This window comes from Shewanella sp. AS1 (assembly GCF_021412565.1).
Taxonomy (GTDB): domain Bacteria; phylum Pseudomonadota; class Gammaproteobacteria; order Enterobacterales; family Shewanellaceae; genus Shewanella.
The window spans coordinates 389,504-412,076 of record NZ_JAKCLJ010000001.1 but is presented as its reverse complement, the minus strand read 5'-3'; the positions used below and the strand labels follow the sequence as shown (position 1 = coordinate 412,076).

The following is a 22,573-nucleotide window of genomic DNA, read 5'->3' as shown; positions in this document are numbered from 1 at the left end:
CTATGAAAACACCTTAGTGCTTAACCCACCACTTGCAGGATCTGACCACAAATCCACGCCATATAAGTGCCTACAGCATAGCCCAACACGGCCAATAATACCCCAACAGGGGCTAATGCGGGATGGAATGCGGCCGCCACAACTGGCGCCGATGCCGCGCCGCCGACGTTGGCCTGGCTCCCCACGGCCATATAAAATAGCGGCGCACGGATCAATTTAGCCACCAGCAGCATAAAGCTGGCATGCACCACCATCCAGATAAGGCCAATGGCGAAATACCATAAGTTGGCCGCATCAAACAGCTTAAATACATCCATATGCAGACCGATTGTCGCCACCAGAATGTAGAGGAAAGCCGATGCCACTTTAGAGGCGCCAGCCGCTTCAAGATGGCGCACAGGGCTAAAGGACATGGCCAAGCCGATAGTGGTCACAGTCACAATCAACCAGAAGAACTTGGAGGTCAGGCTGTAATCCCGCGTCCAAGGATAGTTAACCTCGAAGAAGGGGCCTAACAGGTCGGCAATAATGTGGGCAAGACCTGTGATACCAAAACCTACCGCGACTATCAGCATCAGATCCCTAAGACTCGCAATGCGTGCGTGCTCGGCATGGTATTTCTCAACTTTCTGTTTCAGGTTCTCAATTGCACGGGTATCGGCGCCGGTTTTCGCATCTATCTCTTTGGCTTTTGAAGCCATAAACAGTAGAACCGCCATCCAGATGTTGGCGACAATCACATCCACAGTCACCATGATGGAGAAGATGTTACCGCCAGCCTCATAGATCTCCTTCATCGCCGCCTGATTCGCGCCGCCGCCAATCCAGCTGCCAGCCAGGGTAGTCATGCCGCGCCAGACCGCATCGGGGCCTGTAACGCCCAGTACCTCAGGATTGATACTGGAAATGATCAGCAAGGCAATAGGCCCGCCGATAACGATACCCACAGTCCCGGTTAGGAACATCACAATCGCCTTGGGGCCAAGACTTAAAATCGCCTTTAGATCGACACTTAAGATCAGCAATACCAGACAGGCAGGTAACAGGTAACGGGACGCCACATAGTAAAGCTTAGAGGTATCGCCATCGACTATGTGAAACGAATTCAATAGCGAGGGTAAAAAATAGCACAGCAACAGAGCCGGTATAAAACGGTAAAATTTCACCCAAAATGGATGGTTACTGCTGTTGGTATAAAACACAAACCCTAAAATGGCCGCTAACAGGCCAAGTCCGGTCGCATCATTGGTCACTAATGCCGTACCACTCATCTTCTCTCCCCTGAATCATCTTACTGCTTCTTACGAGCATTGATGGATTTCATATTATTAATTTATTGATTTAATTATTTTATTTAAGTCCATTTAACTAATGGTAAACCTCATGCTCCTCATTGAGCTCTTTTAACTGCAATTTAACCAGCTCAGTGATGGGGTCGTGAGGGCTATGATCGACAAAATGTTGCAGATCCGCCGCCGCCACGCTGATGCAACCTAATTGCTGTGCGATAAAGGCTCGCTCACGGTTGAGATTCAAATCATCCTCATGCCATTGCAGCAAAAGGTTACAGCACTCCATGGCACTCTCAAACTTATGGGATAAAATCGCTCCCGCCTTAAGTTCATGCAACATACGCGATAGCAGGCGTTTCACCCCAACAGGCTTTAAATATTTGGGTTTCATCGGCGCGCTATTACCTAACTCACCCCGTACCAATACGTGCAGCTGATGCCGGCTCAGCTCAGTGCCGGTCAAGGCGTCGAGATAGGTGACAGTCTCATCGATACGACAACTAAGCACTGTGGTGTCCGGCAAGAGCAATGGCTCCAATTGCAGATCCAGCTGCTTACCCAGCAGCATCAAGACCACAGAGAGGGTTGTACTATTGCCCTGACGTGAAGTCAGGCACTGGGCAAGATCTGCCGCCTCGACACTGAAATAATCCGCCTTGGCGCAGAAGCCCAGATCCCGGTAGAACCAGGTCAGGAGCGCCTTAAGTCGCGCCTGCCTGTCTACGTGATAATGGCTTAGCACGGCTCCGGCTAACTCGAGCCAGGCCCAGTTTGCCGCCGCTTTCTTGGAAAAACCTAGATGTTGTGTGATTTCAAACGCACTCTCGGGTAGCGAGAGTTCATCATTAACAAACATTACTGCTATTAACCCATTAATATTGCTTGCTTAAACATAGCCATTTTCGCGGCGTACACTATCCAGGCTAAGGCGCCTAACGCCGCAAAGGATTTAAATAATTTATTACGGTTGGCTTTCAAGGCGATGGTCGCCAGCAGGATATAAGCCACGACTGCACCGATTTTCTCCGTTAACCAGGCATCCTGGAAAGGGTACTGCTTGATAAGGAAACATAGGACAAGCCCGCTCAATAACAGCAGAGTGTCGATAATATGAGGGGCGACCTTAACAAACTTCTTATCCATAACGGGCGACTGCTTCATGTGCAGGGCAAAGCGCACGATAAAAAACAGTACGCTCAAGGCAATGAAGGTCATGTGAATATGTTTTACAGCAGGGTATAAACTGTCCATTTTAAGTTCTTCTGTTGCTCACAAAGGCGCTAGTGTACCCGATCAAACCGGCTATCACCAATAAGATTGCGCTTTTGCCAACGGGGAATTGTCCAGGTCACATCTCCCCCGTCCCTCTCTCGCAACCGACAGACTTTATTGCTATATTAGCGCCCATCAAACACAGGAAACTGTGCTTCTATCACTCATAAAGGTCATCTATGAAAATCGGTATTATTGGCGCCATGGAGCCAGAAGTCGCGCACTTAATCGCCTCACTTAGCAATCCTGCATCACAGACCATAGCCGGCATCGAATTTGTCTCGGGTCAGCTCGAAGGCAAAGAGGTGGTTGTTACCCGCTCGGGTATAGGCAAAGTGACCGCGAGCGTCGCCACTACCTTGCTGATTGAGAAATATGCCCCAGATTATGTGATCAACACAGGCTCGGCCGGTGGTTTCGTCGATACCCTGGCCATAGGCGATATCGTTATTTCGTCCCAGGTGCGTCATCACGATGTGGATGTGACCGCATTCGGTTATGAGATAGGCCAGATGGCTCAGCAACCTGCGGCTTTTATTCCCGATGCCAAACTGGTTGAAGCAGCCGAAAAAGCCGTTGCCAGCCTAGGTGAGGTGAAGGCGATTCAGGGCTTGATCTGCACAGGTGACAGCTTTATCTGCGACAGTGCCCGCACCCAAACCATGTTAGCCAACTTCCCTACTATGGCAGCCTGTGAGATGGAAGGCGCCGCCATTGCCCAGGTATGTCATCAATTTAAGGTGCCTTTTGTGGTGATCCGTTCACTCTCAGATAACGCCAACAACGACTCACCAGTGGATTTCGACAGCTATCTGGTGAAAGCTGGCCACCATTCAGCCTTGATGGTGATCGCCCTGTTGCAGCAGCTCTAACTGCGAATTTTTGATGGCGCTCTCACAGCAATTTCTGCAACAGATAGCCGCCGAGAGCGCTCTTTATCAGGGCGCACTCGTTTTGATAGTCGCCCTGTTGCTGGCCAGACTGGCGCCCCTACCAAAAGCGTTATCCCCCTTATCTTGGCTTTCACAGCTGGCCTTAAGCTTATCTGCAAAGGTGAATCACAACAGCCGAGCTCCGAGTCAACAGATAACCGCCGGCGTACTGGCTATCATGCTGCTGGTTATGCCCTTTTGGTTGATCTGTGTCTTTCTGCTGCAGCTTGCAGCTTATCCCTGGTTTTTCGAGTGCCTAATCCTCTATTTTTGCCTGAGTGACGAGCAGTTTAATCGGATTGCCAAGCGAGTTCAGCTCGCCCTCAAGGCCCAGAATAAGGCAAGTGCCAGACGCTTGCTCAAGCCCTGGCAGCAACGGGATCTGGACGCACTATCAGAAATTGGCCTGAGTAAGGCCACCATAGAACAACTGGCCACCACGCCTATTTATGGCACAGTGGCGACAGTGCTATTTTTTATCTTAGGCGGTGCGCCACTTGTGCTACTGGCAAGCATGATAAAACAGCTGGAGTCTTGCTGGCCGGCGCTGCATCCCAGATATACTCATTTTGGAAAACCTGTCTACCTTCTCTGTTACCTGATCTACTTCCTGCCGAGCCTGGCCTGGAATATCACTCTGGCCATTCAGGGCGGACCACAAACACTACTGACCCTGCTCAGGCCGCCCTTGAGTCGGCAAGCTGTCAATCACCAGCTGCCGACTCTGGCTGTCGCTGCCAAGGCACTCAATATCGAGCTGGGCGGCCCGGTGAAATTTTCCCTCCCCGCACATATTCAGATGGATGGGATGCGAGTTGAGGTCGATAAGGTCGGCAGCCCAAACAAGCCCGTCGCCAAGGATATTCAGGCGGCACGCAAACTGATGGCTACCGGACAAGGAATTTGGCTGGCCGGCGTACTACTACTGCCCTGTATCTGGGCCTTGCTGCGCTACCTGCAGGCCGGGGGATGATCTGGGTGAAATTAAGAACAAATCAATGCCTATCTGGCCATGGAACAAGGTCGGCAGTATAAAGCTCAAGCAATTGGGTAAATGGCCGCCGATCATGCCAAGGTATTCACTAGACAAGTCTCCGGGTATTGGTATTATGCCAATTAGTCGTAACAAATTTTCACAATAGGCAAACTCCTTGTTTGAAAGTCTACATATTTCACTGACAACACCAGCCTTGCTGTTTCCGGCAATCTCACTGCTGTTGCTTGCCTATACCAACCGTTTCTTCTCTCTGGCGGCACTGATCCGAAGTCTCAGCAGCCAGGGCACACCAGTACACAGCGGACAGCTGAAAAATCTGCGCCAACGCATAGTGATCATCCGCCGGATGCAGGAGGCGGGGGTGCTCAGTTTTGCCCTGTGTGTCCTGTGTATGATCTTTATCTACATAGGTTTTAATAAGACAGGCTCTCTCATCTTCGGTTCGAGTCTGTTACTGCTGCTCTATTCACTCTTGCTGTCGGTGATCGAGATCCGTATCTCGGTCGATGCCCTCAACTACCACCTGAAAGAACTCGATCAATGAAAGAGTGGATCTATTTCTTCGACCTTTGCGGTACGGCGGTATTTGCCCTATCCGGCGCTTTAGCGGCCGGACGTCATCGTATGGATCCCTTTGGCGTTATCGTGCTGGCATCGGTAACCGCTATCGGGGGCGGCAGCATACGTGATGCCTTGCTCGGGGCGACGCCTGTGTTTTGGATCCGCGATGCCAACTATCTACTGGTGATTTTACTTACCGTGTTCTTAACCCTGATCTTTATCCGTAAACCCTGGCGGATAAATCCCTATGTACTGCCTGTCGCCGATGCCCTAGGGCTAGCACTGTTTACTGTCATCGGTGCTGAAAAAGCCTTAAATCTGGGCTTTAGCGGCATGATAGCTGTGGTGATGGGACTGATCACAGGCGTGGGCGGCGGCATGATCCGCGACATGCTCTGTCGCCAGGTCCCCATGATATTGCGCACAGAAATCTACGCGACCGCCTCGATTTTTGGGGGAATTAGTTATACCCTAGCCTACCATTTTTTTGGTGCGGGAAAATTGGCGCTGGCTATCGCTATGGTGAGTGCCCTGATTATACGTTTAGCAGCCATCAAATGGCATTTAAGACTTCCAGCATTTGATTTAAAGAAACCATAAGATGATCAGATACTTTTTCTATAGCCTGCTGGCGCTACTCTCGAGCGGTGCAGCTGCAAATCCCGGCGATATGCCTGCCGAGCAGCAGATGGCGGTGCAATATATTCAGGCTATTACCGATCATGATTATCGCACCCTCGCCTCTTTCTATAACCGTGATAGCGTGTTTTTCGACAGAACTGCCAGCAAGAAGTACACGGGCCGCCGTGATATCTTAGAGTTTTTCGAGCGTGCTCATCGCGGCGTTCTGGAATATGACTTTAATATCGAGCATATGTACAACTCAGGCTCGCTAGTCATCATGATAGGCAACTATCATTACCGCGGCCCCGGCAGTCTATTTGGTAAACCGGGCAAGGTGATTGAACTGGCCATCCCCGGCGTTACCACAGTCGATGTGGACTTAGCTAACCACAGGATCCGGGAGCATGAAGATCTGATGGATTACCAGACAATGAATGATCAGCTGGCGACCCAATAATCTGCCAGCTTGGTATAAGCCCAAACAGAAAAGCCTGCATAAAGCAGGCTTTTTATTTGAGTAAAGTAAGTGAGGCTACACTAAGGTCACTTTGGCAAATTTACGCTTACCCACCTGGAACACGGCGCAGGTGCCAGCCGTTAACTGCATACGGGTATCATCTAACTTCACCCCATCCATCTTAACGGCGCCCTGTTTGATCATACGCATCGCATCAGAGGTTGAACCCACGAGTCCCGCCTCTTTGAGCAGGTTAGCGATAGCTATCCCTTCAGCGGCCGCGATCTCAACTTCGGCGAGATCGTCAGGCAAGGCGCCCTTCTGGAAACGGTTGATAAACTCCTGATGTGCCGCCTCAGCCGCCGCCTCGTCATGGAAGCGGGCGATGATCTCTTTGGCCAGCAGGATCTTCACATCCCTTGGGTTAGTGCCCTGCTCAACATCGGCTTTCAGCTGCGCAATCTCTGCCAATGGTCGGAACGAGAGCAGATCGAAGTAACGCCACATCAAATCATCAGAGATAGACATGATCTTGCCGAACATCTCATTGGCCGGCTCGCTGACACCAATGTAGTTGTGGGCCGACTTAGACATCTTCTTCACGCCATCCAAGCCTTCCAGCAACGGCATCATGATCACCGCCTGAGGCTTCTGACCTTCGGCTTTTTGCAGCTCGCGGCCCATCAGCAGGTTGAACTTCTGGTCGGTACCGCCCAGCTCCACATCGGCTTGCAGTGCAACTGAATCATAGCCCTGCAGCAATGGATACATAAATTCGTGAATGGCGATCGACTGGCCTGAGGCATAACGCTTCTTAAAATCGTCACGCTCCATCATACGCGCCACGGTCTGCTGCGAAGCCAAGCGGATCATACCCGCGGCGCCCAGTGGCTCCAACCAGCTTGAGTTAAACTCGATGCGGGTCTTGGCCGGATCGAGAATTTTATAGACCTGCTCTTTATAGGTCTCTGCGTTGGCCAGCACCTGCTCACGGGTCAGCGGAGGACGGGTACTGTTCTTGCCGCTCGGGTCGCCCACCATGCCGGTGAAATCGCCGATCAGGAAGATCACTTCATGACCCAGCTCCTGAAAGGTACGCATCTTATTGAGGATCACAGTATGACCGAGATGGATATCGGGCGCGGTAGGATCGGCGCCTAACTTGATACGTAGAGGACGGCCCTCTTTGAGCTTTTCAAGCAGATCCGCTTCGAGAAGGATCTCGTCGGTTCCGCGTTTAATTTCTGCTAATGCTTGGTCTAAATCAGCCATCTGGCAGCTACTCCTAAGAGCCTGTAGTTCAATATTGGGCAACAATGTTACTTGTTAGCCAGCACAAATGAAAGAGTGTACACTAACTGCATCGCCTTAAGAGTTAGAAAATGGTATCGGAGTCAATGGTAAAGGTCATCACTCTCTTAAAATTGTTACCCAGATTGCATCAAATCATCTTGAGTATCTTAGTGGTGATCACCCTAATCGTCCTGTTTATCCCCACAGAGGATGCCCAAGCCTCACGCTCAACCAACCATTCCCTCTCTGGTACCGTCACTATTGCAGGCCAGAGCGATAGTGACACACAAGCACAAAATCCGTCTGTGAATGCTTATCCTGTGCCACTGGCGTTTCGTACCCCCAATCCTCCGATGAGCAACTCTCTATCATCAAAATCACAAAGCGATGAGCATGTCACCACTAAGGCGGTGGAGATAAGCAAGCAGTTTACCGTTCGCAGCGGCGATACCCTGGCGGCACTCTTTAAACGCGCCGATCTGACCCCAAAAGATGTCTATGAGATCACTCAGCTGCCCAAGGCAAAAAAGAATCTGCTTAAAATCATGCCCGGCGAAGAGATAGAGATAGTCAAAAACCAAGCGGGCGAGCTGACAAAATTACGTTACCATCTCGATGCCATCTCCACCTTAGTGATCAGCAAGCAGGAGGACGGCTACAGCGAAAACGTCACCAGTAAACAGGTAGAGAATCGCACCCGATTTGCCAACGCCACCATTAACAACAACTTCTGGAACGCCGGTGTCGGTGCAGGCTTAACCCCCAATCAGATTATGCAGTTGGCAACCATATTCGGCTGGGATATCGATTTTGCGCTGGATCTCAGAGAGGGCGATACCTTCGCCATACTGTTCGAAGAGACCTACGCCGATGGCGTCTTTCTCAAGAACGGCAATATACTCGCTGCCGAATTTATTAACCAGGGCGACAGATACACGGCCGTGCGTTACACAGACGGCAACTACTATTCCGACGATGGCCGCAGCATGCGTAAGGCCTTCCTGCGCTCGCCGGTTGACTTTAAATATGTCAGCTCCAGCTTTAATCCCCGCAGACTCCACCCAGTTACCGGTCAGGTTAAGGCCCACCGCGGCGTCGATTATGTCGCAGCCGTCGGCACCCCAATCAAGTCGGCGGGCGATGGCCGGGTGATCAAATCCGGTTACAGCCAGTACAATGGCAACTATGTGTTCATCAAACACAATGACACTTACACAACTAAGTACCTGCACCTTAAAAAGCGCAAAGTTAAACAGGGGCAAAGCGTCAAGCAGGGACAGATCATCGGCACCTTAGGCGCAACAGGCCGGGTTACAGGTGCCCATCTGCATTATGAATTTATCGTCAATGGGGTGCACCGCAATCCCCGCACCGTAAAACTGCCACAATCTCAGGCCATCAACAGTAAAGAGAAGCCGCAGTTCCTCGCCCTGAGTCAGCAATTGATGGCGCAGCTGGAAAAGAACAAGCAAGTGCAACTCGCCGCCCAATAGGACAACAGATGACTGCAAAATACTATATCGGCCTGATGTCGGGCACCAGCATGGATGGTATAGATGCCGTTCTGGTGGACTTTAGTGACGATAAGATCAAGCTGATTGAGAGTTATACCCAGGCGATGCCCAGTCATCTGCTCAGCGGCCTGCAGCGCCTGTGCCAGTCGGGCAGCGATGAGATCAATCGTATGGGCACCCTGGACAGAAGCGTCGCCAAGCTGTTTGCCCAGGCGGTAAATGGCCTGCTGCAAAAAGCAGGGGTGGCTAAAGAGCAGGTGATCGCCATCGGCAGTCATGGCCAGACGGTGCGCCATATGCCCAATCTTGAGATGGGCTTTACCCTGCAAATAGGCGATCCCAATACAATCGCCATCTTAACCGGCATAGATGTGATAGCCGATTTTCGCCGTAAAGATATTGCTCTTGGCGGCCAGGGCGCGCCTTTGGTGCCCGCCTTCCACCAGCACAGCTTCGCCAAGACCGGCTGTCGACGGATGATCTTAAATATTGGTGGTATCTCTAATATCACCTACCTGCCCGGCGATGCCAGCGAGGTGATAGGCTTCGACAATGGCCCGGGCAATACCCTGCTCGATGCCTGGATTAGGCAGGTTAAGGGCGACAATTTCGATGATAATGGCCAGTGGGCGGCCAGTGGCAAGACAGATCACAAGCTGCTAGAACACATGCTGTCTCACTCCTACTTCTCCCTCGCCGCCCCCAAGAGCACAGGGCGCGAGCTGTTTAACCAGGCTTGGCTTGAGCAGCAGACCGCGGATTTTGGCTATCTGGACGAGGCCGATATTCAGTCGACGCTGCTGGATCTCACCTGTCACAGCATAGCCAATGATTGTCTCAAACTGACCCAGAGCGCCGAGCTCTATGTCTGCGGTGGCGGCGCCTTTAATGGCGAGCTAATAAAGCGCCTCGATGCGCTACTCCCCAATTATGCCGTGACCACCTCGGCCACCTTAGGCATGGACCCCAAATGGGTGGAGGCCATCGCCTTTGCCTGGCTCGCGCTGCGCCACAAACAGGGATTGACCAGCAACCTACCGGCAGTGACTGGCGCCAGCCGTGAAGCCGTACTTGGCGCTTATTATCCCGCAGCCTAAACGGCGCAATCTTCTTCGAAGGGGTAGCTCTCTTGCTTCCCCTTTCCTTTTTCTTGGCCTTTTTCTTGTCCTTGTTATTGAAAACCTGAAATTTCCTGCCGATTTTTGTAATAGCGACTAAAGTAAAATTGGGCTTTCAACAGATAGCCGCAATACAAGGAATGGTGAAATGAACATGACGCAAAAGATGGCAGCCGAGTTTTTAGGTACACTCTGGCTGGTGTTGGGAGGATGTGGCAGTGCGGTACTGGCCGCCGCGTTTCCCGATGTGGGCATAGGCTTGTTAGGTGTATCACTTGCCTTCGGTTTAACTGTATTAACTATGGCCTATGCAATTGGCCATATCTCAGGTTGTCATTTAAACCCAGCCGTTTCCTTCGGGCTCTGGGCCGGTGGCCGTTTTCCCGCCAATGAACTCCTGCCCTATATTATCGCTCAAGTGGCTGGCGCTATTGCTGGAGCAGGGATCTTATACCTTATCGCCTCTGGCAGCAGCGACTTCTCCCTAGCAGGCGGCCTGGCCTCCAATGGTTATGGCGAGCACTCCCCCGGCGGCTACAGCATGACTTCAGGCTTTGTTGCCGAAGTGGTGATGACGCTGTTTTTCCTGCTGGTTATATTAGGCGCAACCGATTCTCGCGCCCCTCAGGGCTTCGCCCCTATCGCCATAGGCCTCTGCCTGACCCTGATCCACTTGATCAGCATTCCAGTGACTAACACCTCGGTCAATCCGGCGCGCAGTACCGGCCCGGCCATTTTTGTCGGCGACTGGGCGCTATCTCAGCTATGGCTCTTCTGGCTGGCACCGATAATCGGCGCCATTGTTGCGGGCATCATCTACAAATTCTTCAACGCCAAAAGCTGATTTTGGCAATCTAGATTAAAAGATCGAGCTAAACGCCAATGGTTAACCCCATTGGCGTTTTACCCTCCCCTGATATCTAAGGATCAAACAAGGGGATAGACAGAGGACAAATTCTTTCGGATTGACCTGCAGCAATGTTATTATTGGCCGCAATGACACAATGATCCCATTAACTGGCCCCATTAACCGGCCCCATCGAATGACAGAGAATCCCATGAAAAAAAGTGCAAAAGATGCCAGCAATATGACTCCTGAAGCCCGTTATGATTATCTGGTCGAACAGGCGAAGGCAGAACAAACTCTGTGGACATTGCAGGATCTTGATGGCTGCGTGATGCTGACCACAGAAGATGAGGATTGTATCCCTATGTGGCCCTGTGAAGAGAGTGCCAAGATGTGGGCAGTCGATGATTGGGCCGACTGTACGCCGCTGGCGATCCCCCTGAGTGAGTGGTTATCCCGCTGGTCTATCGGCATGCAGGATGATGATCTGTTTGTGGCTGTATTCCCTGTGCAGGACGATTTAGGAGTCGTGATCCCGCCCTATGAGCTGGAAGAGCGTCTGGCGCCAAAAGAAAAGCCTCGCCACTAACTCGTAGCTAAATAGTCACTAACTCGTCAATAAGAATAAGAGCAAGGAATCCCTGTGCCCTCTTCAGCGCCAATAAACAAAGAATCACAGCTTGATAAACAAGAGCTTGATAAACAAGGGCCAGATAATCAAGAGCCTGATAATCAAGAGCGAGATAAACAAGAGCTGGCACAACAAACGCCGCTTACTGCAGAACCCGTGGCCAAAGCCAAATTGCCCAAGCGCCTAGTCGCCTTGCTACTGTTTCTGACATTAGCCTCAGTCAGCGGCATCATGGCAAATCAAGGTGTGCTTTTTTGCATTCTGACCCTGTTTATCGTCCTTGCGGTACTGGGTCGGCAGCTTGTCGGGCTTTATCTGCTCAGGGGCTATACCTTAGTACAGCTGGTCGCCGTCTGTTTTCTGCCGGTTATCTTATATCAACCCGATAATCCGCTGGCTGGGCCCTCGACCTTTCACCTGGGTACATGGCAAGGAAAAGTGCCGGATCTGCTGGTCTTTGGCCTGTTGATTATTATCGCCATGGTGCAGGCCTGGATAGCCTTTAGCCCTAAGGTCAAGGCTTATTGTCATGTGCGCAACAGTATGAATATTATGCGTTGAGTAGCCGAGGATAAGTACATCCAGACAAATCCCCTCTATGGCGTCTGACCTCCATGGATGGAGGGAATGCCAAAAATGTAGGGAACATTTTTTGGCCTTGCCCACCGGGGATAAGTACATCCAGACAAATCCCCTCTTTGGCGTCTGACCTCCATGGATGGAGGGAATGCCAAAAATGTAGGGAACATTTTTTGGCCTTGGCCACCGGGGATAAGTACATCCTTGTACAAAAAAGCCTGCGGATGCAGGCTTTTTTATTCATAGCTCAATTCAAGTGTCGATAATTAGACCGAGAAACTTGCGCCACAACCACAGGTCGTGGTCGCATTAGGGTTCTTCACGAAGAAGCGAGAACCTTCAAGGCCGGAAGTGTAATCCACCTCGCCGCCCACCAGGTATTGCAAGCTCATAGGATCAACCACCAGCTGAACCCCTTGCTTCTCTACCGTGAAATCCCCTTCGTTAACTTTTTCATCAAAGGTAAAACCATACTGAAAGCCAGAGCAGCCACCGCCTGTGACATATACGCGTAACTTAAGGGCATCGTTTTCTTCTTCATCCAACAAGGTTTTCACCTTTAACGCAGCAGCGTCGGTAAAACGAATTGGCATTGTCTCTTCAGCTTGTTCAGTCATTACTACCTCTATACATAGCTTAGCTAAGCGGAATTATCCGATACCTGACCATTTTGTTCAAGTAATAGTCTCAGCCTCAATTAAAATCGGTGATGTCGATGCCCTAGCACCCACATATTCTTATTCTGGTTATTGCTTGGGTAACCCTTCTTGTAACATGGGCTCATCGAACTGAGGAGACGCTTCCTCCTCGGTGGCAATATCTTCGCTGGTCGACTCAGTGATGTTCAACAGTTCTTGGGCACTAAAGACCTGCTCAGCCGTCGCGCCTTTTCGCCAGCGCGTCGAAGGTACCACAACTTTGACCTCTACCCGAGATAATTCAAAATCGCTGGGCAGGGTGACTTCGGCTTCAAGCACCTGGAAATATTTGAAACTAAAGCTCAATTTATCGTCGATAAGAGAAGATAAGGCGATATGTTTCGCCTCTCCCGCCTGCACGCCCACGAAAGTAAGTGTGACATCGCCTTTGACTGCCTGCTTACGCTTTTGAAGCTGGGTTAACACCAACTTGAGACGAAACTGACCATCAAGCAGGCCATTAATCATCTCCAGTCCATTAATCGCCACACCGTCGGCCTGATGCTCAGGCGCCATGATGCTGCGGTAGAACGCCAGTTCTCGCTCCAGCTCTTTACGCTTTTGATATTGCTGAGTAAACATCTGCTGCATGTTGGCGTTAGCTTCACGCTCAACCGACAGTTCTAAATTCCTCGCAGCCAAGACTTCGGCCTGGGACGTCAGGGCTTGGCGCAGCTCAGCTTCTTGGGCATTGTCCCAGGCTTTGTCTCTCGGATAATAGGATTGCCAGATATCCCATGTCAGTACGCCTATCAAAAAAGCAACTATCACCAAACACAGGAGATAGGCATTCGATGGGCGAATTTTTCGCTCGAGTACTTGCATGCGATCGACCCAGCGATGATAATTTAGCATTAACTATTAGCCTCTTATAAAAATCCATTTACTCTGTTAGCCCATATACTCTATCAAAAGAGTCGCGCTAGGATTCAACCCCAAGTGGTTATTCCTGGATGATTTACTCCAACAGAGTGAACTCGAGTCAACTCGGAAGGTTACTGTGCAGCTAAAAATAAACAACCTTATTCAACAGTGCCAGAAGTACCTTCATACCGATCTCAAAGATAAATTGTCACAGGCCAAGATCAGTGTCCAACTCTGTGCACTTGCTCTAGCATTCGCCCTCGTCGCCTCAGGCGTTATTATCCTGTTTCGCCTGCTGCTGCACTGGCTCAACCTGTTCACTCAGACTCAAGAGTGGGATTTTACTGGCAACTTTGGTGACTGGCGAGTGCTATTGCCACTTTTCGGTGCATTGCTTATCTGGATTGTGGCAATTTTGGGATCTAAACGCTACAAACGTATGGGTATCGCCTATGTGATGCAAAGAATGAAATTACACTATGGCAAGATCCCGCTACAATCGGCACCGGGCCAGTTCTTTCAGGCGTTGTTTGCACTGGCCACTAACTTTTCAGTCGGTAAAGAGGGCCCAGCTATTCACCTTGGCGCCGTCAGTGCCAGCGTGATGGCCGAGAAGTTCAAACTGCCTGATAACAGCGTGCGTATCATGTGTGCCAGTGGCATCGCCGCCGGTATCGCCGCTACTTTTAACGCCCCCCTAGCGGCTGTAATCTTTGTCTTCGAAGTGATACTGCGCGAATACAAGGTGCATTACTTCTTCCCTATTATGCTCTCAGCGATCTGCGGCGCCTTTAGCAGCCAGTTAGCCTTTGGCAATGTGCATGAATTTGAGCAGATAGGTATCATCCATATTCCTCTGTCTCAATATCCTATCCTGGCGATCTGTGGCCTTATCATAGGCTGTTTAGCCGCGCTGTTTAATCATACTCTGCTGCAAGTCACGGCTAGGGGTCAAAAGTGGCCCCTGCTCATACGTTTGCTGCTGGCAGGTGCCATCACCACTTTAGTAGGACTCTTTCTGCCTCAGGCTCTTGGCAGCGGCGATATGGCGATCAACCATGCGATCAGCCAGCACCCTAGCCTCTTGCTGCTGTTCGGCCTGCTGATTGGCAAGATGATCGCCACCATAGCGGCGATCGGTTTAGGGATCCCGGGTGGCATCATAGGCCCCTTATTTGGCATCGGCGCCCTGATTGGCGCGATATTATCAGTCGTCAGCGCCTTCTTCTTCCCTTCAATTACCCCCTATGTCGGCCTCTATACAGTGATGGGTATGACGGCCATGATGGGGGTGTGTTTGAGTGCACCGCTGGCGGCGCTGGTCGCCCTGCTGGAGATGACCAACAACGCCTCGATTATTTTTCCCTCCATGTTTGTGACAATTCCGGCGTTTCTTATCGCCCATCAGGCATTTAATACCCAGTCTCTCTTTTATCGCCAACTGGATATCATGGGACTAGAATACAAGGTCTCCTCGCTAAAACTCGGACTACAGAAAACAGGTGTCAGGGCCGTGATGGACAGACGCTTTGTGATAGTCAAAGACAATAATGAGCTACTGCTTGAGGTGCTTAAACGCGCAGAGGGACGCTCGGTATTGATGCAAAACAATCGTGGCACTATGGAGATGTTGCAATTAGAGTTGCAACCGCTGCCGGAAATGAGCACCCTCACCCGTCACCCGATCCAGGGCTTGCCCGATACCTGTACCCTGCTGGAGGTGTATGAGATCTTAGCCGTCGATCGCCGCGGTGAGGTGTTTATCTATCAGGACAGTATCGATAATGTGGTCGGCGTGATCAGCTGGACCATGCTGCAAAGAGAGCTGACCGCCGGGCAGATCTAATGTTTCAAGCTTCCCACAATATTCCCCTGCACCTCATGCCTAGCTTGTGCTGCAGAGAGCACAATTTGTTTACACAACGATTCCCCTGTATAGGGGAATCTGTTATAGTGCCGCCTCAGCCACCCTACACTAAATCTTAGGGCGCTATGACCGGAAAAATCCGGAACCTAGCTGCCCAATAAACTGGAAATAAAGGCTGATGACACAGTTTCAAGGTTCACACATCCTCTCGGTAAACCAGCTTAATATCGACGCCATTCAAGAGATTTTTGCTGTTGCCACCCGCATGACCCCTTATGCCCTAAGACAAAAACGGACCAAAGTATTAGATGGTGCGATTTTAGGTAATCTGTTTTTCGAGCCAAGTACCCGAACCCGCATCAGCTTTGGCTGTGCCTTCAATCTTCTTGGCGGTAAGGTGAATGAAACAGTAGGGATGGAAACCTCATCCTTATCTAAGGGGGAATCCCTCTATGATACGGCCCGAGTATTGTCGAGCTATTCGGATGTGATCGCCATGCGCCACCCTCAAGCATTCTCAGTCAGAGAGTTTGCCGAAGGTAGCCGCGTCCCCGTGATCAACGGCGGTGACGGTTCAAACGAACACCCGACCCAGGCGCTACTGGATCTGTTTACCATACAAAAAGAGCTGGCTTCACGCGGCCAAGATATCAGCGGCATGCATATCGCCATGGTCGGCGACCTGAAATATGGCCGCACTGTACACTCACTCTCGCGTCTCTTGTGTATGTACAAAGATGTGACCTTTACCCTTATCTCACCAAAAGAGTTGGCAATGCCCGACTATGTGATCGATGACATTGAAAATGCTGGGCATAAGATCACAATAACAGACCAACTTGAAGGCAATTTAGTTCAGGCTGATATACTCTATCTGACTCGTATTCAAGAAGAGCGTTTTCCCTCTCAGGAAGAGGCCAATAAATACCGTGGTAAGTTCCGCTTAAACCACAATATTTATACAAAAAATTGTAAGTCAAACACAGTGATCATGCATCCGCTACCCCGGGACTCTAGAGAGCAGGCCAATGAGTTAGACAATGACCTCAACAGTCATCCTAACCTCGCCATCTTTAGACAGGCCGATAACGGACTCTTGATTCGTATGGCACTGTTTGCGCTGACATTAGGTGTTGATTCACAACTTGAACAACATGAATGTCCAGTTATTTGGTATTCACAAAAAGCCAGTATTTAAGATTGGCATTGACGTTAAGGATCTCCCATGACCCGTTCTGAAACCCTATTTGAGCAGGCTAAAAAAACCATTCCTGGCGGTGTGAACTCTCCGGTTCGCGCCTTCAATGGTGTAGGTGGCTCACCCCGTTTTATCGAGAAAGCGGACGGCGCTTATATCTATGATGCCGATGGCAAAGCCTATATCGACTATGTTGGCTCTTGGGGCCCGATGATCTTAGGCCATAATCATCCTAAGATCCGTGCAGCGGTATTAGCCGCGGTTGAGAACGGTCTGTCATTCGGCGCGCCTACTGAACTCGAAGTTAAGATGGCTGAGAAAGTGATCGAGATGGTGCCTTCTATGGAGCAGGTGCGTATGGTGAGCTCAGGCACAGAAGCGACCATGAGTGCCATCCGTCTGGCCCGTGGTTTCACCAACCGTGACAAGATCCTGAAATTCGAAGGCTGCTATCATGGCCACGCCGACTGCCTGTTAGTCAAAGCCGGCTCTGGTGCCCTGACCCTAGGTCAGCCAAGCTCTCCTGGTATTCCGGAAGATTTCGCTAAGCACACGCTCACAGCTGTATATAACGAGCTGGAGTCAGTCAAGGCTATGTTCGAGCAGTATCCAGAAGAGATCGCCTGTATCATTCTTGAGCCTGTCGCCGGTAACATGAACTGTATTCCGCCTATCCCAGGTTTCCTAGAGGGTCTGCGCGCACTGTGTGATCAATATAGCGCTCTGCTTATCATAGACGAAGTGATGACAGGATTTCGCGTATCGAAAAGCGGTGCTCAGGGACATTATGGCATCAAGCCAGATCTTACTACCCTAGGTAAAGTGATCGGCGGCGGCATGCCAGTGGGCGCCTTTGGTGGCCGTAAAGATGTGATGCAGTTTATCGCCCCAACAGGCCCTGTTTACCAGGCAGGTACACTGTCAGGTAACCCAATCGCCATGTCGGCAGGTCTGGCTCAGATGGACGCTCTGTGTGAAGAGGGTCTGTATGAAGAGCTCGCGGCCAAGACCAAGCGTATCGCCGAAGGCTTTAAGGCGGCGGCCGACAAGCATGGTATTCCACTGAGCATCAACTATGTGGGCGGCATGTTCGGTTTCTTCTTCACCGACTTAGAGAAAGTGACTCGCTTCGATCAAGTTACTCAGTGCGACGCAGATGCGTTCCGCACCTTCTACCACGGCATGCTGGACGAAGGCGTCTACCTAGCGCCAAGCGCCTATGAAGCCGGTTTCCTCTCTATGGCTCACGGCGAGAAAGAGCTGGAAGCCACACTGGCGGCAGCGGATCGCGTATTTGCTTCTATGGCCAAATAAATTTGGCTTTTACTGGCATTAGTATCAAAAGGACGCTTAGGCGTCCTTTTTTGTCTTTAGCCACTTCCCAAGTCTATATTAAGCCGCTGGATTAACTAAAAATAACCCCAAACAGCTCTGGTAGCGGGATTCACTAAAACTCGATTTTCAGCCGATAAAAGTAAACATAAATCACCACAAAACAGACCAAAATCAGCCTTTATCACCAACATCTGACGCCTTACACAATAAACCCCTTATATTCGGCAAATATCAAACTTAAATCTCATCTTGCCTATTTTGCCATCTTATGGTCTGATCGCTGCACCTCACAAAATAACGATAAACCTTGAATTAGATCACACCCACCTTATCCTCTGGGTTAAGTGTTCGAGTTCGGCTGTAGGAACGAATGTATGCTCAACATTTTCCTGATCACACTGGCAGTACTGGCATTATTAAGCATTATTTTTGAAGAAGTTACCCATCTTAACAAGGCAAAAACGACCCTCTTTTTAGGTTGTGTCGCCTGGATAACCCTCTTTGTTGCAGCTAAAGATCCCCAGCATCAGCAGCTGATTAACGGCGAGCTGAATGAGAACCTGCTGGAGATTGCCACTTTGTGGCTGTTTCTTATGTCGACCATGACCTTCGTGGCTTATCTCAACGCCAAAGGGATGATCCAGGTGATAGTACAGAAGCTCTTCCCAGCGAAAGTCTCTGTGCGTATGTTGATGATTCAGGTGGCGCTGTTTGCCCTGTTTCTCTCGGCCATCTGTGATAACGTCACCGCGACGCTTGTCTCTCTCGGGCTGTTAACGACTTTTCGGCTGGAAAGTACCGTCAAGCGCCGTATGGCCGTGCTTATTATCTTTGCCGTCAACTCAGGCGGAGTCTCTTTGATCACAGGTGATGTCACCACACTGATGATCTTCCTCGAAGGCCATGTGCATATTTCTCAACTGTTGATGCTCTTCATCCCGGCCGCCGCCAGCGTCATGCTGTTAGCCACGCTCTTTTCTCTGAAATCAGAAGGGCATGTAAGCACCACTCCCATAAATCGTCAATATCAAACCATAGACGTTGTGATTGCCCTTATTTTCCTCTGTACCATCATCTTAACCATGGTATTTAATATTCTGTTTGGCATTCCGCCCGTGCTGACTTTCCTCTTAGGTCTGTCTGTGATGTTCCTGGTGGGCACCTTGTCCCGCACCAGCAAGGAGGAGTTGCAGATCCTCGAATATATCCGCCAGGTGGAGTTTGATACCCTGCTGTTCTTCCTCGGTATCCTGTTATTGGTTGGCATGCTTAAAGAGATAGGTACCTTGCATCTGCTGACCGAGGTCTATACCCAGTTTAATCCTAATATCTCAAACTTCGTAACGGGGATTGGCTCGGCAATTCTGGATAACGTGCCGCTCACCGCAGCCCTGTTGAAAGCCGACCCTATACTGACCACACCAGAATGGCTGGGATTAACCTACTCTGTGGGTGTAGGAGGCTCGCTCCTGGTCATTGGTAGTGCCGCAGGGATTATCGCCATGAGCAAGGTCAAAGAACTCACCTTCGTCAGTTATCTTCGTTACGTACCGGCTCTGACCCTCTGCTACTGTGTCGGCTATGGTCTAACCCTGCTGCTCGCTTATAGCATTTTTGGTTAGTCCCACTTCCCAGAACAAAATCCAACAACTAAACCCAACAAAAAAGCGATGATTATCTCATCGCTTTTTTGTTGTCTTCTCTTTCAAGTCATGGCTCAAGGACAAGATTTAGATAGCCGGCACCTTAAACTGAGTATCCGCCACTTGCAGCACTACATCTCTTGGCCTGATCTCAATCACCTTAAGTTTACCGCCTATGCTGTCCCCCTCCTGTAACTCGACGCCATCCACATTAAGCCAGCGGTTTTGAGGATCGCTAGAATAGACATGGGCCAGAATATTAAATTGCGGCACCTGCAACTGCAGCCCCGCGGGTAGCTGGCCATATTTAGGCAACTGATCTGGTTTAGGCGTAGGAATGGGATCCAGCTTAGGCTCGGTAACCGGCTTTGCTAAGGCATTGTCTTTTTCTACCTCGCTGAGGGCCGACTGAAATGCCGCCAGCAGCTGATCTGAAGGTTCGGCAGATGCAGCGGATAAATCCTCTTTGGTCTGTAGTTTCGGCTCCCGATCTGAGGCTGAGTTAGGGACAGAGCTCGATTCAAGCCCCACTTCATTTGCCGCCTGTTCTACCTGAGCCTTAAGAGAACTCAGCAGTTCCTGACCTCGCCGATTGCTGTTGGCGCCGAGAATGATCGGCTCATCACCGCTCTCCTCTTGGGTTGCCATAGCGATAGTGGCAGAACCGGCCGCTAAATTCCGCTGTGTCAGCGTTTTTTGTGTCTGAGCTTGCTGTGGCTGTGGTTGCTGCCCGCCATTGCCTGGCCGCTCAACGGCCACTGGCAGAGCCACTTTGCCGGCAAGCTGCACTCTGGCATTAGGCTCACGGGCAATAGGCTCACTCTTATTAGCATAAGTTTGTGAGGCTTCAGCTTGGAATGCTGGCCTTTGAGATGCTTGACTATTAGATAATTGGCTTTGGGATGGCTGAGTTTGCAACGGCTGTACAGGCAAAGCTACATTCGCTCGGCTCAGCAGCCAGGCTGAGGCCACAGCCAACAGCAGGAGGCACACAAACAGCAAGAGCTTTAACCATAGGCGATTGCCCTGCTGCAAGTTTTGCAGTTGTGCTCTGGGTGTGATCACAGGATCAAGAGACTGAGATTGCTGCTTAGCGCGGCTGACCGCATCGAGTAGTATCGACATTACAAACGCCCCTCACCCGCTTGCAGGCGCGGCCCTTGATCGCTCAAATAGAGATTCAGCTGCACTAAGGTTTGATGGCCGGCAATGGCATCGGCGCGCAGCCCGTGCTGGCGCTGGAAGCTTTTCAGTTCCTGTTCTAGTTCATAATCAAATTCACTGAGCAGACGCGGCGATTTCTGCTGGATGTGTGCCAGCGCATTCTCCAGCCATTGGATCTGCGAAATTGGGGCACCACGGCCTATCTCACGCGGCTGATAGCTGGGCGCTTGCCAGAGGATCTCAAACGTACCGCTAAAGTGACGGTTGAACCAGTCTCTGTCGACCCAAAGCTGCTGCTCCGACAGTTGCAGCAATAACTGCTCCCCCTGACGGGCGACCACAGTGCCATAAAAATGCTCTTGATTGTCATCCTGCAAATAGACAACCGCAGGATAATTAAGACGGATAAGTGAGTACCAGTTGCCCTGCTGCTGGAAACAATCCAGCCCCTGCTGCTGCGCCGACTGACAGGCGGTCAGCCCAAGATAGGGCACCTTACCCCAGAGCCCTAAAATCGCCGCGTAGGCAGTGTCTATATTACGGCTCTGATTAATAGCCTGCCTAAGCACCTGCTGACCGGCGGTTTGGTTGCGCTCACGCTCAGCATTGGCTTGATAATCAACCTTGGCTGGATTCATAGCTTCTTGCTGAGGGCTGACCTGCTCGGCTATTTTTTCAGGCTGCTGCCCTGTTAACGACTTATGCCCTGTTAATAAATTAGCCTGCGCGGCGCGATCATCAAGCGTTTCGCTGGCTAAGCGGCTCGATGCCGCCTGCAAATCGAAAGAGGAACCATTGAAGAAATAGAATGCGCCGCCGAAGGTTAAACAGATGCTGATGGCCGCTGCCGTTGGCCAGAACAGGGAGCGAGACTTTATCTCCTCACCTAACACCTCTGATGCAGCCCCACAGACCATCTTGGCATCTATGGGCACCTTAGACTGAGCATAGCCCGCCATAAGGGCGCGCTCACACAACAAGTTGATCAAACGCGGGATCCCGCCGCTGTATTTATGCAATGCCTTAATGGCGCCACGATTAAACAGTGGCTCATGGCGACCAGCTACCTGTAACCTGTGCAGCACATATAGGGCAATCTCCTGCTCTGTTAGCGGCAGCAAGTGGTAACGGGCGGTGATCCTTTGAGCCAACTGCCTGAGTTCCTGGCGCTTAAGCAGCTGCTGCAGCTCCGGCTGGCCAATTAAAATTACCTGCAACAGCTTCTTAGTATCTGTCTCCAGATTCGTCAGCAACCTCAGCTGTTCGAGCACTTCTGGGCGCAGATGCTGAGCCTCATCGATGATCAGCACTGTATTGCGACCTTTTTCGTGGTTGGCCAACAAAAACTGGCTGAGTTTGTCGGTTAGCTGCTTGAGGCTAGGCGCTTCACCATAGTCGATACCAAGCTCGTCACACAGGGTGGCAAGCAGTTCAAGCTCGGTCAGCGAGGGATTAAGGATAAATGCGGTATCTGTATCCTCTGGCAACTGATTGAGCAAGCAGCGAGACACAGTAGTTTTACCCGTACCAACCTCGCCGGTTAACAACACGAACCCGCCCGTTTCCCCTAAACCATAGGTCAGATGTGCCAGCGCCTCGCGGTGTCTGTCGCTGAGAAACAGATAATGAGGGTTAGGTGCAATTGAAAATGGGTTATCGTTAAGTCCGTAAAACGCCTTATACATGG

The 22,573-nt window shown here is 50.8% G+C and carries 22 protein-coding genes; 14 read left to right on the top strand and 8 right to left on the bottom strand.

Annotated elements, in window-relative coordinates; all coding sequences use genetic code 11:
* Positions 1–20: 20 nt before the first annotated feature.
* The 3 genes from LZP69_RS01885 to LZP69_RS01875 form a co-directional block, all read right to left on the bottom strand.
* A complete protein-coding gene (locus LZP69_RS01885) occupies positions 21–1,271 on the bottom strand; it encodes a DUF819 family protein (RefSeq protein WP_234198483.1) in 1,251 nt (416 codons plus the stop codon).
* Between the two features lie 97 nt (positions 1,272–1,368).
* A complete protein-coding gene (locus LZP69_RS01880) occupies positions 1,369–2,148 on the bottom strand; it encodes a transglutaminase family protein (protein ID WP_234198482.1) in 780 nt (259 codons plus the stop codon).
* A gap of 8 nt (positions 2,149–2,156) precedes the next feature.
* The gene (locus LZP69_RS01875) at positions 2,157–2,543 is read right to left on the bottom strand and encodes a SirB2 family protein (RefSeq protein WP_234198481.1); all 387 of its coding nucleotides are present in this window, start codon (positions 2,541–2,543) and stop codon (positions 2,157–2,159) included.
* A 200-nt stretch (positions 2,544–2,743) separates the two neighbouring features.
* Here LZP69_RS01875 and mtnN point away from each other — a divergent pair, with 200 nt between their 5' ends.
* The 5 genes from mtnN to LZP69_RS01850 all read left to right on the top strand — a co-directional run bounded on the left by mtnN (position 2,744) and on the right by LZP69_RS01850 (position 6,135).
* The gene (gene mtnN, locus LZP69_RS01870; protein ID WP_234198480.1) at positions 2,744–3,436 is read left to right on the top strand and encodes a 5'-methylthioadenosine/S-adenosylhomocysteine nucleosidase; all 693 of its coding nucleotides are present in this window, start codon (positions 2,744–2,746) and stop codon (positions 3,434–3,436) included.
* 13 nt (positions 3,437–3,449) lie between these two features.
* Complete coding sequence (locus tag LZP69_RS01865) at positions 3,450–4,469, top strand: cobalamin biosynthesis protein CobD/CbiB (protein WP_234198479.1); 1,020 nt, start codon at positions 3,450–3,452, stop codon at positions 4,467–4,469.
* A 178-nt stretch (positions 4,470–4,647) separates the two neighbouring features.
* Positions 4,648–5,037 (top strand): DUF2721 domain-containing protein, encoded by a 390-nt coding sequence (locus LZP69_RS01860; protein WP_234198478.1) that lies wholly within the window; start codon positions 4,648–4,650, stop codon positions 5,035–5,037.
* Positions 5,034–5,654: a trimeric intracellular cation channel family protein gene (locus LZP69_RS01855; protein ID WP_234198477.1), complete on the top strand. Its 621-nt coding sequence runs from the start codon at positions 5,034–5,036 to the stop codon at positions 5,652–5,654. Before LZP69_RS01860 ends, LZP69_RS01855 begins: the two co-directional genes overlap by 4 nt.
* Before the next feature lies 1 nt (position 5,655).
* Entirely contained in the window at positions 5,656–6,135 is a 480-nt protein-coding gene (locus tag LZP69_RS01850) for a nuclear transport factor 2 family protein (protein WP_234198476.1), read from the top strand.
* A gap of 75 nt (positions 6,136–6,210) precedes the next feature.
* On the opposite strand, the gene tyrS is transcribed toward LZP69_RS01850, so the two are convergent.
* Entirely contained in the window at positions 6,211–7,407 is a 1,197-nt protein-coding gene (tyrS, locus tag LZP69_RS01845; RefSeq protein WP_234198475.1) for a tyrosine--tRNA ligase, read from the bottom strand.
* A 125-nt stretch (positions 7,408–7,532) separates the two neighbouring features.
* Here tyrS and LZP69_RS01840 point away from each other — a divergent pair, with 125 nt between their 5' ends.
* The 5 genes from LZP69_RS01840 to LZP69_RS01820 all read left to right on the top strand — a co-directional run bounded on the left by LZP69_RS01840 (position 7,533) and on the right by LZP69_RS01820 (position 12,099).
* Positions 7,533–8,921 carry a peptidoglycan DD-metalloendopeptidase family protein gene (locus LZP69_RS01840; protein WP_234198474.1) on the top strand — a complete coding sequence of 463 codons (1,389 nt, stop codon included), beginning with the start codon at positions 7,533–7,535 and terminating at the stop codon, positions 8,919–8,921.
* Positions 8,922–8,929: 8 nt separating this feature from the next.
* Complete coding sequence (locus LZP69_RS01835; RefSeq protein WP_234198473.1) at positions 8,930–10,039, top strand: anhydro-N-acetylmuramic acid kinase; 1,110 nt, start codon at positions 8,930–8,932, stop codon at positions 10,037–10,039.
* A 169-nt stretch (positions 10,040–10,208) separates the two neighbouring features.
* Positions 10,209–10,904 carry an aquaporin Z gene (gene aqpZ / locus LZP69_RS01830; protein WP_234198472.1) on the top strand — a complete coding sequence of 232 codons (696 nt, stop codon included), beginning with the start codon at positions 10,209–10,211 and terminating at the stop codon, positions 10,902–10,904.
* A 214-nt stretch (positions 10,905–11,118) separates the two neighbouring features.
* Positions 11,119–11,496: a DUF2750 domain-containing protein gene (locus LZP69_RS01825; protein WP_234198471.1), complete on the top strand. Its 378-nt coding sequence runs from the start codon at positions 11,119–11,121 to the stop codon at positions 11,494–11,496.
* A gap of 165 nt (positions 11,497–11,661) precedes the next feature.
* Entirely contained in the window at positions 11,662–12,099 is a 438-nt protein-coding gene (locus LZP69_RS01820; RefSeq protein WP_234198934.1) for a hypothetical protein, read from the top strand.
* A 284-nt stretch (positions 12,100–12,383) separates the two neighbouring features.
* Here LZP69_RS01820 and erpA read toward each other — a convergent pair whose 3' ends face one another.
* The gene (gene erpA / locus LZP69_RS01815; protein ID WP_234198470.1) at positions 12,384–12,734 is read right to left on the bottom strand and encodes an iron-sulfur cluster insertion protein ErpA; all 351 of its coding nucleotides are present in this window, start codon (positions 12,732–12,734) and stop codon (positions 12,384–12,386) included.
* A gap of 129 nt (positions 12,735–12,863) precedes the next feature.
* Entirely contained in the window at positions 12,864–13,670 is an 807-nt protein-coding gene (locus tag LZP69_RS01810) for a DUF6776 family protein (RefSeq protein WP_234198469.1), read from the bottom strand.
* 145 nt (positions 13,671–13,815) lie between these two features.
* Here LZP69_RS01810 and LZP69_RS01805 point away from each other — a divergent pair, with 145 nt between their 5' ends.
* The 4 genes from LZP69_RS01805 to nhaD all read left to right on the top strand — a co-directional run bounded on the left by LZP69_RS01805 (position 13,816) and on the right by nhaD (position 19,701).
* Positions 13,816–15,525, top strand: a complete 1,710-nt coding sequence (locus tag LZP69_RS01805) for a chloride channel protein (protein WP_234198468.1) — start codon at positions 13,816–13,818, stop codon at positions 15,523–15,525.
* 199 nt (positions 15,526–15,724) lie between these two features.
* The gene (locus LZP69_RS01800) at positions 15,725–16,744 is read left to right on the top strand and encodes an aspartate carbamoyltransferase (RefSeq protein ID WP_234198467.1); all 1,020 of its coding nucleotides are present in this window, start codon (positions 15,725–15,727) and stop codon (positions 16,742–16,744) included.
* Between the two features lie 27 nt (positions 16,745–16,771).
* The gene (hemL, locus tag LZP69_RS01795; RefSeq protein WP_234198466.1) at positions 16,772–18,058 is read left to right on the top strand and encodes a glutamate-1-semialdehyde 2,1-aminomutase; all 1,287 of its coding nucleotides are present in this window, start codon (positions 16,772–16,774) and stop codon (positions 18,056–18,058) included.
* Positions 18,059–18,453: 395 nt separating this feature from the next.
* Positions 18,454–19,701, top strand: a complete 1,248-nt coding sequence (gene nhaD, locus LZP69_RS01790; RefSeq protein WP_234198465.1) for a sodium:proton antiporter NhaD — start codon at positions 18,454–18,456, stop codon at positions 19,699–19,701.
* Positions 19,702–19,809: 108 nt separating this feature from the next.
* Here the strand turns inward: nhaD and LZP69_RS01785 are convergent, their stop codons facing one another.
* Together LZP69_RS01785 and LZP69_RS01780 are read right to left on the bottom strand one after the other, a co-directional pair.
* A complete protein-coding gene (locus tag LZP69_RS01785) occupies positions 19,810–20,847 on the bottom strand; it encodes a general secretion pathway protein GspB (protein WP_234198464.1) in 1,038 nt (345 codons plus the stop codon).
* Complete coding sequence (locus LZP69_RS01780) at positions 20,847–22,571, bottom strand: ExeA family protein (RefSeq protein WP_234198463.1); 1,725 nt, start codon at positions 22,569–22,571, stop codon at positions 20,847–20,849. The genes LZP69_RS01785 and LZP69_RS01780 overlap by 1 nt, the downstream gene beginning before the upstream one ends.
* Positions 22,572–22,573 lie beyond the last annotated feature (2 nt).

What these genes read in the sequence shown, in the direction of transcription:
- LZP69_RS01840 (WP_234198474.1), top strand. Translation starts at nt 7,533, where the DNA reads ATGGTAAAGGTCATCACTCTCTTAAAATTGTTACCCAGATTGCATCAA.
- erpA (WP_234198470.1), bottom strand. Translation starts at nt 12,734, where the DNA reads ATGACTGAACAAGCTGAAGAGACAATGCCAATTCGTTTTACCGACGCT.
- LZP69_RS01810 (WP_234198469.1), bottom strand. Translation starts at nt 13,670, where the DNA reads ATGCTAAATTATCATCGCTGGGTCGATCGCATGCAAGTACTCGAGCGA.
- LZP69_RS01855 (WP_234198477.1), top strand. Translation starts at nt 5,034, where the DNA reads ATGAAAGAGTGGATCTATTTCTTCGACCTTTGCGGTACGGCGGTATTT.
- mtnN (WP_234198480.1), top strand. Translation starts at nt 2,744, where the DNA reads ATGAAAATCGGTATTATTGGCGCCATGGAGCCAGAAGTCGCGCACTTA.
- LZP69_RS01850 (WP_234198476.1), top strand. Translation starts at nt 5,656, where the DNA reads ATGATCAGATACTTTTTCTATAGCCTGCTGGCGCTACTCTCGAGCGGT.
- LZP69_RS01885 (WP_234198483.1), bottom strand. Translation starts at nt 1,271, where the DNA reads ATGAGTGGTACGGCATTAGTGACCAATGATGCGACCGGACTTGGCCTG.
- LZP69_RS01780 (WP_234198463.1), bottom strand. Translation starts at nt 22,571, where the DNA reads ATGTATAAGGCGTTTTACGGACTTAACGATAACCCATTTTCAATTGCA.
- LZP69_RS01825 (WP_234198471.1), top strand. Translation starts at nt 11,119, where the DNA reads ATGAAAAAAAGTGCAAAAGATGCCAGCAATATGACTCCTGAAGCCCGT.
- tyrS (WP_234198475.1), bottom strand. Translation starts at nt 7,407, where the DNA reads ATGGCTGATTTAGACCAAGCATTAGCAGAAATTAAACGCGGAACCGAC.
- LZP69_RS01785 (WP_234198464.1), bottom strand. Translation starts at nt 20,847, where the DNA reads ATGTCGATACTACTCGATGCGGTCAGCCGCGCTAAGCAGCAATCTCAG.
- nhaD (WP_234198465.1), top strand. Translation starts at nt 18,454, where the DNA reads ATGCTCAACATTTTCCTGATCACACTGGCAGTACTGGCATTATTAAGC.
- LZP69_RS01865 (WP_234198479.1), top strand. Translation starts at nt 3,450, where the DNA reads ATGGCGCTCTCACAGCAATTTCTGCAACAGATAGCCGCCGAGAGCGCT.
- hemL (WP_234198466.1), top strand. Translation starts at nt 16,772, where the DNA reads ATGACCCGTTCTGAAACCCTATTTGAGCAGGCTAAAAAAACCATTCCT.
- LZP69_RS01835 (WP_234198473.1), top strand. Translation starts at nt 8,930, where the DNA reads ATGACTGCAAAATACTATATCGGCCTGATGTCGGGCACCAGCATGGAT.
- LZP69_RS01880 (WP_234198482.1), bottom strand. Translation starts at nt 2,148, where the DNA reads ATGTTTGTTAATGATGAACTCTCGCTACCCGAGAGTGCGTTTGAAATC.
- LZP69_RS01800 (WP_234198467.1), top strand. Translation starts at nt 15,725, where the DNA reads ATGACACAGTTTCAAGGTTCACACATCCTCTCGGTAAACCAGCTTAAT.
- LZP69_RS01875 (WP_234198481.1), bottom strand. Translation starts at nt 2,543, where the DNA reads ATGGACAGTTTATACCCTGCTGTAAAACATATTCACATGACCTTCATT.
- aqpZ (WP_234198472.1), top strand. Translation starts at nt 10,209, where the DNA reads ATGAACATGACGCAAAAGATGGCAGCCGAGTTTTTAGGTACACTCTGG.